At 66.8% G+C, this 12,507-nt stretch carries 14 protein-coding genes; 9 read left to right on the plus strand and 5 right to left on the minus strand.

All coding sequences use genetic code 11. The features are described from left to right. Window positions 1-174: 174 nt before the first annotated feature. On the plus strand, window positions 175-1,080 hold the full coding sequence (locus ACIBI6_RS01460) for an inositol monophosphatase family protein (RefSeq protein WP_396954987.1): 906 nt from the start codon (window positions 175-177) through the stop codon (window positions 1,078-1,080). 62 nt (window positions 1,081-1,142) lie between these two features. On the opposite strand, the gene cei is transcribed toward ACIBI6_RS01460, so the two are convergent. Beyond that, entirely contained in the window at window positions 1,143-1,823 is a 681-nt protein-coding gene (gene cei, locus ACIBI6_RS01465) for an envelope integrity protein Cei (RefSeq protein ID WP_364339881.1), read from the minus strand. Window positions 1,824-2,232: 409 nt separating this feature from the next. On the opposite strand from cei, the gene ACIBI6_RS01470 reads away from it, so the two are divergent. Next, window positions 2,233-2,535, plus strand: coding sequence for a DUF4193 domain-containing protein (locus tag ACIBI6_RS01470; protein ID WP_040692543.1), 303 nt, complete (start codon window positions 2,233-2,235; stop codon window positions 2,533-2,535). Between the two features lie 65 nt (window positions 2,536-2,600). On the opposite strand, the gene ACIBI6_RS01475 is transcribed toward ACIBI6_RS01470, so the two are convergent. Further along, window positions 2,601-3,080 (minus strand): DUF3093 domain-containing protein, encoded by a 480-nt coding sequence (locus tag ACIBI6_RS01475; protein WP_364340692.1) that lies wholly within the window; start codon window positions 3,078-3,080, stop codon window positions 2,601-2,603. Window positions 3,081-3,239: 159 nt separating this feature from the next. On the opposite strand from ACIBI6_RS01475, the gene dut reads away from it, so the two are divergent. Both dut and ACIBI6_RS01485 read left to right on the plus strand, forming a co-directional pair. After that, complete coding sequence (gene dut, locus ACIBI6_RS01480; protein ID WP_364339884.1) at window positions 3,240-3,737, plus strand: dUTP diphosphatase; 498 nt, start codon at window positions 3,240-3,242, stop codon at window positions 3,735-3,737. A 5-nt stretch (window positions 3,738-3,742) separates the two neighbouring features. Further along, window positions 3,743-4,741 carry a DUF3710 domain-containing protein gene (locus tag ACIBI6_RS01485; RefSeq protein ID WP_396955250.1) on the plus strand — a complete coding sequence of 333 codons (999 nt, stop codon included), beginning with the start codon at window positions 3,743-3,745 and terminating at the stop codon, window positions 4,739-4,741. Here ACIBI6_RS01485 and ACIBI6_RS01490 read toward each other — a convergent pair. Beyond that, on the minus strand, window positions 4,738-5,454 hold the full coding sequence (locus ACIBI6_RS01490) for an alpha/beta hydrolase (protein ID WP_396954988.1): 717 nt from the start codon (window positions 5,452-5,454) through the stop codon (window positions 4,738-4,740). The two genes, ACIBI6_RS01485 and ACIBI6_RS01490, sit on opposite strands and share 4 nt — an antisense overlap. A gap of 130 nt (window positions 5,455-5,584) precedes the next feature. Between ACIBI6_RS01490 and ACIBI6_RS01495 the strand changes: the two genes are divergently transcribed. The 3 genes from ACIBI6_RS01495 (at window position 5,585) to ACIBI6_RS01505 (ending at window position 7,480) form a co-directional block, all read left to right on the plus strand. Further along, window positions 5,585-5,962: an OB-fold nucleic acid binding domain-containing protein gene (locus ACIBI6_RS01495; RefSeq protein WP_040692536.1), complete on the plus strand. Its 378-nt coding sequence runs from the start codon at window positions 5,585-5,587 to the stop codon at window positions 5,960-5,962. A 3-nt stretch (window positions 5,963-5,965) separates the two neighbouring features. Then, the gene (locus ACIBI6_RS01500; protein ID WP_364339889.1) at window positions 5,966-6,694 is read left to right on the plus strand and encodes a DUF3159 domain-containing protein; all 729 of its coding nucleotides are present in this window, start codon (window positions 5,966-5,968) and stop codon (window positions 6,692-6,694) included. A 150-nt stretch (window positions 6,695-6,844) separates the two neighbouring features. Then, window positions 6,845-7,480: a sigma-70 family RNA polymerase sigma factor gene (locus ACIBI6_RS01505; RefSeq protein ID WP_396954989.1), complete on the plus strand. Its 636-nt coding sequence runs from the start codon at window positions 6,845-6,847 to the stop codon at window positions 7,478-7,480. 40 nt (window positions 7,481-7,520) lie between these two features. Here the strand turns inward: ACIBI6_RS01505 and ACIBI6_RS01510 are convergent, their stop codons facing one another. Beyond that, complete coding sequence (locus ACIBI6_RS01510; RefSeq protein WP_364339893.1) at window positions 7,521-8,192, minus strand: TrkA family potassium uptake protein; 672 nt, start codon at window positions 8,190-8,192, stop codon at window positions 7,521-7,523. Between the two features lie 2 nt (window positions 8,193-8,194). Continuing rightward, on the minus strand, window positions 8,195-8,860 hold the full coding sequence (locus ACIBI6_RS01515) for a TrkA family potassium uptake protein (RefSeq protein ID WP_364339895.1): 666 nt from the start codon (window positions 8,858-8,860) through the stop codon (window positions 8,195-8,197). Window positions 8,861-9,101: 241 nt separating this feature from the next. Here ACIBI6_RS01515 and ACIBI6_RS01520 point away from each other — a divergent pair, with 241 nt between their 5' ends. Next, window positions 9,102-11,090 carry an APC family permease gene (locus ACIBI6_RS01520; protein ID WP_364339897.1) on the plus strand — a complete coding sequence of 663 codons (1,989 nt, stop codon included), beginning with the start codon at window positions 9,102-9,104 and terminating at the stop codon, window positions 11,088-11,090. Beyond that, window positions 11,087-12,487, plus strand: coding sequence for a class I SAM-dependent RNA methyltransferase (locus ACIBI6_RS01525; protein WP_396954990.1), 1,401 nt, complete (start codon window positions 11,087-11,089; stop codon window positions 12,485-12,487). Before ACIBI6_RS01520 ends, ACIBI6_RS01525 begins: the two co-directional genes overlap by 4 nt. Window positions 12,488-12,507 lie beyond the last annotated feature (20 nt).

A 12,507-nucleotide genomic window follows, 5' to 3' on the forward strand; every position in this document is an offset into this window, starting at 1 on the left:
CCCTCGTTCCCTGTGCTGGCCGATGTGATGAACGCGCCGCCGCACAGGAGCTCACCACCGGCTGGTCGCGGAGCATGCGGCGATGTGCCCGACGACGGCGTTGTGTCGTGCACGACAAGAGTAATGGGCGGGTATCGGTTCCCGTTCGCCGAGGATCTGTGATGGCATGGGGGCATGCCGGAGACCAGAGCGTCAGTTACCGACCGACCGACCGCGACGCCATCCGAGGATGTTGCCGAATTGCGTCGGATCGCGGTCCAACTCGCCGAAACCGCGGCCGCGCATGTGCGCTCGCGCCGCCCCGAGATATTCGGTCCGGAGGGTGCGCGCGACGGTGCCGTGCAGACCAAAGGCCACCCTACCGACCCGGTGACCATCGTCGATACGGAGACCGAGGAGCTGATCCGGCGCCTGCTCGCCGAAGCGCGCCCCGGTGATCCGATCCTCGGCGAGGAGGGCGGCGGCAGCCTGGCCGGCGGTGACGAGGACACCGTGCACTGGGTGGTCGACCCGATCGACGGCACCGTGAACTTCCTGTACGGCATTCCGGGCTACGCGATTTCGGTGGCCGCGGTGCGCGCCGGACAGCCCATCGCCGGTGCGGTGGTCGATGTCGCGCGGGCCGCGACCTATAGCGCCGCGGTGCGGATGGGAGCCACGAAGGTGACCGGTGACGGCGCGGTGGAACATCTGCGCTGCACACCGGTGCGATCGGCGTCGATGGCCTTGGTGGCCACCGGATTCGCCTACGGCAAGCACCGCAGGGCCAAGCAGGCGGAACTGGTCGCGCAGATCCTGCCGCAGATCCGCGATATCCGTCGCCTCGGCGCGGCGGCACTGGATCTGTGCTTCGTCGCCGAGGGTCGCATAGACGCGTACTACGAACACGGACTCAACGCCTGGGACTGGGCCGCGGGCGCGTTGATCGCCGCCGAGGCGGGTGCGCAGCTGCGCTTGCCCGCGGCGACCAGCCCGGGTACGGCAGGTGAGTTGGTCGTCGCCGCCGCACCGGGTGTAGCGAACGAATTGACCGAACTGCTCGAACGCGTCGGCGCGACAACCGCGATTCCGGACGTCTGAAAACGGATCGCCCCGGTCTGCCGAAGCGGCACACCGGGGCGATGAAGGTCGGTCAGGCGAGGTCAGCAGCGTGCCGTGCGTGCCGCGGACAGCAGTTTGGGATCGATGGACGTCGATCCGCCCGGGGCAGGATTCTTCAGCGATTTCAGCACTTCCTCGGCGTCCGGGCTCGGCCGCAGCGACTCGCCGAATACCGAACCGAGCACCAGGTCCACCGTGTCGTCGTTGCGCTGATCCTCGATCAGCTCGGCGCACGGCGCGACCAGCTGAACCGAGGCGGCGGCCGGTCGGCCGTTCACACCGAAGCGGATCTGGCCAGTGCAGTTCAGGTCGCCGTTGACATAGACCGGATCGTTACCGAACTGCTGCCCCGGCCCGCTCGCGAAGCCGAGGTCGCCGAGCGCCGAGGCGATGTGCGAGGCCTGCCCGCTCTTGTTGTTCGCGTTCAGCACGCGGACCTTTGACGAGGCCAGCGCAGCCGGTTCGACGTCGGTCAGCCGCGACTGGCCGACCCGCTGCCCCATCGGGGCGGGTTGGGGCGACTTCGCGTCGGTAGCCGGGCTCGGCGAATTGCACGCCATCGCGGTTCCGCTGCTGTCCTCGGTGGTCAGGGCCTTGATCCACACCACGGTGCAGATCAGGAGTAGGACGCCGACCAAGATCAACCATGGCTGGTTGCGTCGCCGGAGGAAGGGTTGACCCGTTCGATCCGTTGCGCTGCCTTCGGTGATGAGTGAAACCACGGGCATACTCTACGAAAATGTGTCCGCGCCAGGGCGACGGCGGGCCGGGCGAGCTGGGTGTGAATGCGGTGCGTAAGGTCTCGGCGAGTTCACGGTTGATGTCGATTACCCCTCAGTTTCGAATCGTCTGTGTTTTGATTGCGACTTTTGCTCTGGCGTCCGCTATTGTCTGGCGGCCCAGATCGAAACATCGCAGCCCAAATCGGTGGTCGGTCGCGGGAACAAGAAGGGCATGTCCTGCGTTTACCGAGCGCTATCAAAGGTGGGTCCGCATGATCCGCCCTGATAGGGGACCGGTGTACGTGTGACGTGCACCACCGGCGGGGCGGTGCTGGTCATTCCGATTCGAGGGAATCGGTGTGAGTGGCCCGGTCCGGGATATACGGAGTAAGGACGAGGGGAAGACGACATGGCAACCGACTATGACGCACCGAGGCGCACTGAATCCGACGAAGTGTCGGAAGATTCGCTGGAGGAGCTGAAGGCTCGTCGCAACGAGGCACAGTCCGCCGTCGTGGATATCGACGAATCCGATACCGCGGAGTCGTTCGAGCTTCCCGGCGCGGACTTGTCCGAGGAAGTCCTGACAGTTCGGGTGATCCCGAAGCAGGCCGACGAGTTCACCTGTTCCAGCTGTTTCCTGGTCCATCACCGGAGCAGGCTGGCCAGTGAGAGTGGCGGTCAGCTGATCTGCATGGACTGCGCAGCCTGATCTGCGGCGCGAGATCTGATCTCCAGCCGAGATCAATGGTCAGCCCGCGCTCGGCACGCCCGGCTTCAGCCAGGTATGCCAAGCGCGGCCAAGACCCGGTCCGGCCGTCGCGTACTGATCAGCCAGTACGGCGTCGGATCGTCCGGGTCGTCGAGTACAAGTAGCACCATCGGCCCCACCCAAGGCCGATGTTGGACATAGGCGGCGGGGTCGAGTTGGCGGCCCAGCGCCGCACTCTTGGCGGTAGGGGCCACCGTGGCCGATCTGGCCACGAAGTTCACCGGCAGATGCGCGCGATCGGCGCGGAGTTCGCGGATACCGGAGGCTTCCCGGGCGACTTCCACCCGATGGCGGCTCAGCCACAACAGCACCCACACCGGCACCGGAAACAGCAACGCGTAGGGCAACCAGGCGCGCAGTCCCGGTGCGCCCATATGGATTTCGGCGGCCAGCAACCCGGCGATGGCGAACGCGATCGGCCACCACCACAGCGGCACCCAGAGGCGCTCGCGATAGGGCTCGAAGCTCCGCTGTTGTTCGTCCATAGGCACTGGGTTGGGCTGGTCCGACACGACTCAACACTAATTCACGGAGGTCGAGGGCTTACGCGTAGGCTCGGACAACGTGAGCGAGCGCAGCGAGCGAATATTGAACACCGCAGCCCGGGCGGTCATGACGGAGCCGAGCGTCAGCGAGGCGCGGTCATGAGCGCCCTTTCACCCATACCTTTGCTGCGGCTTGATCCCGGCATCCCCGTGCCAACGCGTGCTCACCACGGAGACGCGGGCGTGGACCTGTGCACTACGGAGGACGTCATCATCGAGCCGGGGGAGCGTGTGCTGGTCGGCACCGGTGTCGCGGTGGCACTGCCGGTCGGCACGGTCGGCCTGATCCATCCCAGGTCCGGACTCGCCGCGAAAACCGGTCTGTCCGTGGTGAATACGCCGGGCACCGTGGATGCGGGCTATCGAGGTGAAATCAAGGTGTGCCTGATCAATCACGATCCGCGCACCCCGATCGAACTGCGTCGCGGTGATCGGATCGCGCAGCTGCTGGTGCAGCGGGTGGAACTGGTCGATTTCGTGGAGGTCGAGGCACTCGATGACACCACGCGGGGTGCGGGCGGTTACGGGTCGAGCGGTGGCCACGCGAGTCTGGCCGCGTCGGCCGACGAGGCGGGCACTCTCGGCAAGGAGGCATGACGAGAATGTTCGGAAAGAGACGCAAGTCCGGCGGACGTGACGAATACGTCGAGGACCGCTACAACGACGAATACGCCGATGAGTACCGCGCCTACGGCGACGCGGATTACGACGATGAGCCGATCACCGATGAGAATCCCATCATCGATCCGATCACCGACGAGAATCCGATCGTCCCGGCCGAGTACGTCGCAGCGCACTACCACGACGAACCCGACTACGGCGAGCCCGAGTACGGCGAGTCCGAGTACGGCGAGGCCGAGTACGACGAGGCCGACTACGACGATGACGACGTCGTGGAAATGCCCAAATCCGGCCCCTACGACTACGACGAAGTGGCCGAGCTGTTGGACAATGTCACCGATCAGCGCCTCGATCTGGGTTCGGTGATCCTGCCGGTGCCGCCGGGCGGCCAATTGCAGGTCGAGATGACCCCGGACGGCACGCCGCAGGCGGTGCACCTGGCGACCGAACACGGTCGGATCACCGTCGCGGCCTACGCCGCACCCAAGTCAGCGGGCCAATGGCGTTCGGTGGCAGCCGATCTCGCCGAGTCGCTACGCAAGGACGGCGCCAGGGTCGCCGTGGAGACCGGACCATGGGGCCGGGAACTGCTCGCCATCACCGAGGGCGCGGATCTGCGCTTCATCGGAGTGGACGGTCCGCGGTGGATGGTGCGGCTGGTGGCCGCGGGGCCGCAGGGCGCCGCCGATGACGGTGCGCCGCTGGTGCGGGCCGCGCGAGCGATCTTGACCGAAACCGTGATTCGGCGTGGCGACGAGCCGATGCCGGTGCGCGAGCCGTTGGCCGTCGTGCTGCCACCGGAGCTGGCCGAGCAGCTGGCCGCCGCGCATCAGGCGCAGGTGGAGGCCCAGCAGCAGGCAATGGCCGCACAGCAGGCCGCGGTCCAGCCCACACCACAGCCGCTGGTCCCGCCGCGCATGCCGAATGAACCGCGCCGCGGCGCGGACGGCTCGGCCATGCAGCAGCTCGGACTGAACTAGAACGCCGCGAGTCCCGCGTTTCCGAGGATCGCGGGATTCGCGCCGAGTTCATCGAGGGTGATCCGGATCAATTCGGCGTGCGGGATCAGCTCGGCCCATTCTTCGGCGACCGACAGCGGATGCACCGGATCGTCGACGGCGGTGACGATGGCGACGGGTACCTCGACAGTGCCGAGCCGTTCCGCGTCGGGCCACTTGTAGTCGGCGGCCTCCTGCAGCGCCTCGGGCAGCCGCGGCCACTGCGAATGCCAGGACTGAGTGAGCGCGTCGGCGAGCCAACGCGGGCTGCTCGCGCGCATGCGTTCGACCACCGCGTCGAGCCCGTCCGTACGCAACTGGGCCGCGGTGGCGGCGGCGCTGAGCGCGGCCGGGCACGCGGCGGTATCGGGGCCGGTCCAGGCCGGTAGCGCCGCCACTACGCCGCTTGCTGCCTCGGGATGTTCAGCCGCCCATTCGAGCGCGACCGCCGCGCCGAGGGAGATCCCGGTGGCCAGAATCGGCCCGCGCATGGCGGCCTGATCGAGCGCCGCACGGTACCCGGCAACCACGCCGGACGGGTCGGGTTCGACGGCGATGAATTCGATTCCGCGTGCCGCACAAGCCAGTCCGAAGGCGCGGCGGGCGAAGTCGGCATCCGATCCGGTTCCCGGCAACGCCACGGCGATCGGGGCGGGGCCGCTGCGGTCCGGCGCGAAATGTGGGGAGTCGAACACCGGTCCGAGCGTAGCGGGGGGAGGGTTGCCCATCTACAGTGGCGGGTATACGGCCTTAAGCCGGTCGTCACCGGAACAACCACGATGGCGTGTGACCCACGTCGTCTTGCTCCACGCAGGAGAGCGTCAAATGTCATCAGCCGCCTCAGGTTATTTTCGCCGTCTGAGCCGCAGGCTGACCGAGGATATCGATCAGTTGGACGCCGAGGAACTCGCCGAATCGGCCGATGCGTCGGGTGCCTGCCGGGCCTCGGACTGTCAGCGCGGTGACGAGGCGACCATGCTCGGCCGACTACGCAGCGTCGAGGCGTGTCCGAAGTCCGTCGGTGCCAGTGTTCAGGCAGAATTCTTCGATGGCACCGATGCCATCAGTCTGGTGTGGATCGGCCGCCGCCGCATTCCCGGCATCGAACCGGGCCGCAAGATCCTCGTCCGCGGTCGAGTGGGTGACCGGGATGGTCGTAAGGTGATCTACAACCCCTACTACGAATTGCGTGAGAACAGCTGACGTATGCCATCGAGCAACGAGAACGCCGCCGAGATCCACACCGCAGGTCGTGAGCCGATCGACAAGGGCCCGTCCGACGTCGTAGATCGCTCCGTAGACGCCGAAACCGAAGAGGCCGAACAAACCCTCCTCGAGCAGCTGGGCGGCTTCAGCGGCCTGATCTACTCGACCTTGCCGGTGCTGGTCTTCGTGCCCGTGAACACCTTCGCCGGGCTCACTGCGGCGATCTGGTCCGCACTCGGTGTGGCCGCCGCGATTCTGGTGTGGCGGCTGGTGCGGCGCAGTCCGATCCAGCCGGCGATCTCAGGCTTCCTCGGGGTCGGCATCTGCGCGTTGATCGCCTACCGCATGGGTGAGGCGAAAGGCTTCTTCCTGTTCGGCATCTACACCAGCCTGGTGTACGCCGGGGTGTTCCTGGTTTCGATGCTGGTGCGCTGGCCGCTGGTCGGCGTGATCTGGGGTGTGCTCAACGGCCACGGCACCGAATGGCGGTCCGACCGCCGCATCGTGCGCCTCTACGACCTCGCGACCACCACCTGGGTGATCGTATTCGGCGCGCGCTACCTGGTGCAGTCCCAGCTCTACGACACCGATCGCACCGGCTGGCTGGCCTTCGCGCGCATCGCGATGGGCTGGCCGCTGACCGCCGTCGCGCTGGCCGTCACGGTGTGGGCTGTGCGCCGGGCCGGACATCTGCCGGTGAGCCGGGGTGCGGCCGCCGAAACGGCCTAGGAATTCCGGCCCCAATTTCGCTGGGGTGTTAACGAATCGCAGCCGGAGGTGGGGGAGTACGCACCCTGGGGTGCCTGGTTGGGCGATCGAGTTCATCAGACGATCAGTGCAAGCAAAAAAATGCACGATCGGCGAGGAAGGACTCGGACGTTGGCTACCGAGCACAACATTGCGACACTGTCGAAGAACCAAGCCCACCACAACCCGGCCCTGTCGGAGAGCCGTCGGGTATCGGGTGAACTGGAAAAGTTGATCGCTCCGGCGGCCGCGGGCGACCGTTCGGCGGTCTCCGAGATCATCCGGCTGGTCCACCCGCTCGTGCGCCGGTATTGCGGTGCGCGCCTTGGCAATACCGCACATCTGCACGTCACGGCCGACGATGTGGTGCAGGAGATCCTGTTGGCCACCGTCAACGCCATCCCGCGCTACCGCGATCAGGGCAAGTCGTTTCTGGCCTTCGTCTACGGCATCGCGGCCAATAAGGTAGCCGACGCGTTCCGGCGTTCGCAGCTGCACCCGATGTACCCGGTCGACCACGTGCCCGATAGGGCGTCGACCGCAGCCGGTCCGGAGGAGTGGGCGATCGCGTCCGAACGTCGTGAGGCCACCCGGGAATTGATGAAGATCCTGGCGCCCGCGCATCGTGAGGTCCTGGTGATGCGGATCGTGCTCGGCTGGACCGCGGCGCAGACCGCCGAGGCCATTGGCACCAGTCCCGGCGTGGTTCGAGTGATGCAGCATCGCGCGCTCAACAAGCTGCGTGCGGAGCTCGCGGCCGCAGCCTGAGGTCGGTAAAGGCGCTGATCGTGTCAGCCTTGTCGGGGAGTCAGGGTTTGATGCCGTGCGTGGCCAGCGCCACCCGCAGGTCTTCCTCGGCCTCCACGGAGGTCACGAACAACAGCTCGTCATCGCCCTCGAAGGGGTCGTCGGGCTGCGGCACGATCACTCGGCCGCCGCGCAGAATCGTCACCAGGGCGGCGTCGCGCGGCAGGGTGAGCGTGCGGACCGGCTTGCCCGCCAAGGCGGTATCGCTGGGCAGGGTGATCTCGACCAGATTGGCTTGCCCCTGCCGCAGCGTCATCAACCGGACCAGATCGCCGACCGATACCGCCTCTTCCACCAGCGAGGCCAGCAGCCGCGGTGTCGACACCGCGACATCGATGCCCCAGGACGCGTCGAAGAGCCATTCGTTGCGCGGATCGTTGACCCGCGCCACCACCCGGCGCACGCCGAATTCGGTCTTGGCGAGCAGGCTGTGCACCAGATTCGCCTTATCGTCGCCGGTGGCGGCGATGACCACTTCGTAGGTCTGCAGACCGGCGTCCTCCAGTAGTGCGAGTTCGCACGCGTCGGCATGGACCCAGACGGCATCCGGGATGGCGGCGGGGTCGATGTGGTCGAGCTGGCGCTCGAGCAGCATCACCCGATGGCCGCCGCGCAATAGCTCCCTGGCTATCGATCGGCCGACGGCGCCGGCTCCGGCGATCGCCACTTTCATGTTCAGTCCTCGCTTGCTGGGGGCTTACCGGCCAAGGCGACGGCCTCGCCGACGGAGCCGGAGGTGGCTGCGACATAGACGATGTCGTCGGCTTGGACCACGGTCTTGCTCTCGGGGAGCAGGCCCTGACCGAACCGGATGATGAAGGCCACCCTGGCGCCCACATTGCTCTCCAGATCGCGCACGGTGCGCCCGTACCACTCCTCGTGCAGCGGCAACTGGGCTACCGCCACGGTGCCCGTCGGGTCGCGCCAGGTGGTAGTGCCGCCGTCGCCGATCAGCGTGGTGAGGAAGCGGTCGGTGGTCCACGGCACGGTGGCGATGGTCGGGATGCCCAGGCGCTCGTAGACGGCGGCGCGTTTGGCATCGTAGATGCGCGCGACCACGCGCTGTACGCCGAACATTTCCCGGGCCACCCGCGCGGAGATGATGTTGGAGTTGTCGCCGGAGGAGACCGCGGCGAAGGCGTCGGCCCGCTCGATTCCCGCGCGGGTCAGCACATCCCGGTCGAAACCGACGCCGACCACCCGCTCGCCAGGAAAGTCTTCGCCGAGGCGCAGGAAGGCGCTGGGGTCCCGATCGATCACGGTGACCTCGTGGCCGACCCGGACCAGGGCGCGTGCCAGCGATGAGCCGACCCGTCCGCAACCCATGATCACTACGTACACCGCAACCTCGTTCCTGGAAACTGTGTTCAATTGGCGGCGCTCGCGGGCCCTACGTGGTTACGCAAGCTTCCTCCTCCGGCCCTGAGCTCACGCCGCAGGGCGTTCGGTTTGCTTACCTCGGCATCGAACCGTACCCGCCAGATGTTTCCATGGCCCAATTTCCCCTCCGCCCGTCAACCAAACATACGACGCGAACCGGCCGAGGGAGCGCTCCATCCTGCGGGGATCTATGCTCGCTCCAGTGTCCAAGTTGACGACGGCAGCCAAACGTGTGCTGCTGGGCAGGCCTTTCCGTAGCGATGCGCTGGGCCATACCCTGCTGCCGAAGCGAATCGCGCTTCCGGTGTTCGCCTCCGATGCGATGTCCTCGGTGGCCTACGCTCCGGAGGAAATCTTCCTCGTCCTTTCGGTGGCAGGTATTTCTGCCTACGTCTATGCGCCCTGGGTGGGTCTGGCCGTCGCATTCGTGATGGCGGTGGTGGTCGCCAGCTATCGGCAGAATGTGCACGCCTATCCCTCCGGCGGCGGTGACTACGAGGTCGCCACCACCAATCTCGGGCCCAATGCCGGGCTTACCGTCGGCAGTGCGCTGCTGGTCGATTATGTGCTCACGGTGGCGGTATCAATCTCCTCGGCGGCGTCGAATATCGGGTCGGCGATTCCGTTCGTCGCCACGCACAAGGTGTTGTTCGCGGTGGTCGCCATCGTGGTGCTGACATCGATCAATCTGCGCGGCATCCGGGAATCGGGTGTTGCCTTCGCGATTCCGACCTACGCCTTCATCGTCGGCATGTTCGCGATGCTCGGCTGGGGCCTGTTCCGCATCTTCGTACTCGGCGACGACCTGCGCGCCGAATCGGCCGGCTTCCAGCTCAATGCCGAGGACGAGCACCTATACGGACTCGCGTTCACATTCCTGATCGCGCGGGCGTTCTCCTCCGGCTGTGCCGCGCTGACCGGTGTGGAGGCGATCAGCAATGGCGTGCCCGCATTCCGGAAACCCAAGTCGCGCAATGCCGCGACCACGCTGCTGATGCTCGGCAGCATCGCGATCGCACTGCTGCTGGGCATTATCGTGCTGGCCCAGAAGATCGGGATCGTATACGCGCACAACGAATCCGAGTTGATCGGCGCGCCCGCGGACTACCACCAGAAGACGCTGATCGCACAGCTGGCAGAGACCGTATTCCACGGCTTCCCGCTCGGCTTCTTCTTCATCACCACGGTGACCGCGCTGATCCTCGTGCTCGCGGCGAATACCGCGTTCAACGGCTTCCCGGTGCTGGGTTCGATTCTGGCGCAGGATCGTTACCTGCCACGGCAGTTGCATACTCGCGGCGACCGGTTGGCGTTCAGCAACGGCATTCTGTTCCTCTCGGGCGCGGCCGTCGCATTCGTCGTGGTGTTCGGTGCCGAGGTGACCAAGCTCATCCAGCTCTACATCGTCGGGGTGTTCGTCTCGTTCGTGCTCAGCCAGACCGGCATGCTGCGACACTGGACCCGGCTGTTGCGCACCGAAACCGATCCCGCGCAGCGGGCGCGGATGAAGCGGTCCCGAGTGATCAACGCGATCGGGCTCAGCGCCACCGGGACGGTGCTGGTCATCGTGTTGATCACCAAGTTCTTCGCCGGTGCCTGGATCGCGATCTGCACCATGGTGTCGATCTTTATTGTGATGAAACTCATTCGGCGGCACTATGATTCGGTTTCCCGCGAACTCGATGAGCAGGAGTGGGACGGCGTGCTGCCGAGTCGGTCGCATTCGATTGTGCTGGTGTCCAAACTGCATCTGCCGACGCGCCGGGCGCTGGCCTACGCGCGCGCGACCCGCCCCGATACCTTGGAGGCGGTGACGGTGAACGTCGACGAGGCCGATACCAGGTCGCTGGTGCGGGAATGGGAGCGCAGCGATATCACGGTGCCGCTCAAGGTGATCGAATCGCCCTATCGCGAAATCACCAAGCCGGTATTGGATTACGTCAAGCGGGTGCGGCGCGATTCGCCGCGCGATGTGGTGACCGTATTCATTCCGGAATACGTTGTCGGACACTGGTGGGAGCAGATTCTGCACAACCAGAGCGCGTTGCGGCTCAAGGGCCGATTGCTGTTCGAGCCCGGAGTCATGGTGACGAGTGTGCCGTGGCAGTTGACGTCGTCCGCGAAGGCCAGGCAGGCGGGCGTGGTGAACGCCCCGGGTGCGGTGCGGCGTGGGTACGAGGACCGAGGGTGACCGACTGGCGTTCGAACACCTTCGAGGTCCGGCTCGGACCACCCGGGCACGGCGGGTTCTGTGTCGCCCGGCACGAGGGCCGGGTTGTGTTCGTACGACACGGGCTGCCCGATGAACTGGTTCGAGTGCGGGTCACCGAGGATCGCGGGGGTTCGTTCTGCCGGGCCGATGCGATCGAGATTCTGCAGGCATCCCCGGATCGCGTCCCCGCTACCTGCCCCGTCTCCGGTCCCGGTGGCGCGGGCTGCTGCGATTTTTCCTTCGCCACCCCCGCCGCGCAGCGGGCGCTGAAGGCGGCGGTGGTCGCGGAGCAGTTGCGCCGCATCGCCGGAATCGAACGCGATATCACCGTGGAGCCGATCGCCGGATATACGGCCGACGCCACCGGCGGTTGGCGCAGCCGCGTCCGGCTGGCCGTCGACGCCGCGGGCCGAGCCGGAGTGCACGGGTATCGCAGTACCGAGGTGATCGCCGATCTGCGCTGCCCCCAACCGGTTTCGGGCGCGATGGACGGTATCGCGGACCGAATGTGGACGCCCGGTGCGGATCTGGTGGTCGCGGTGGACGGCGACGGGATGCGGCACATCGTCGAGTTGGCTCCGTCGGCGGTTGCGGGACCAGCTGAGCATGGGGGTGAACGGCCCTCGGCGCGCGGTGAGGATCGGCGTGGCAGGCGGGAGACAGATCGGCGCGCGGGGAAACGTCGTACCGCCGAGCGGGGACCTGGGCCGCGTGCCGGTGCACGTGGACTCGGCGACGAACGGCGGCGGGCGGCGGCGCGGCGGGCGGCGACGCATGCGGCCCGGGACGAGTGGGTGATGGGAGGTAGCGGTCGGACGGTCGAATACGTGGCCGGGCGTCGGTGGGAGCTGGCGGCGACCGGGTTCTGGCAGGCGCATCGTGGTGCGGCGCAATGTTATTCGGATGTGGTCGCCGGGTGGGCCGGGCTCGGTCCCGGGGAGCGGGCGTGGGATCTGTACAGCGGCGTCGGGGTTTTCGCGGCCCGGTTGGCCGGACAGGTCGGTCGGACCGGTTCGGTGCTCGCGGTGGAATCGACGCGGTCCGCGGTCGCCGACGGCAATGCCGCGCTGCGCGATCTGTCCTGGTTGGACCTGCGCGCCCAGCGCGTCGAACACTGGCTGGCCGAACATGCCAGCAGCGCCGCCCCGGAGGTGGTCGTCCTGGATCCACCTCGCGCGGGCGCGGGCAAGGAGGTCGTCACCGCCGTGACCACCAGCGGCCCGTCGCGCATCATCCACATCGGTTGCGATCCGGCCTCATTCGCCCGCGACCTCGGCCTCTACCAATCGGCGGGCTACCACCTCGCCGATCTGCGCGCCTTCGATGCGTTCCCCGCCACCCATCATGTCGAATGCCTCGCCCTATTGGAGCGTTGAGACCTGTAACGCGCGCGGCT

It is taken from the genome of Nocardia sp. NPDC050412, from assembly GCF_044458825.1.
GTDB lineage: Bacteria > Actinomycetota > Actinomycetes > Mycobacteriales > Mycobacteriaceae > Nocardia.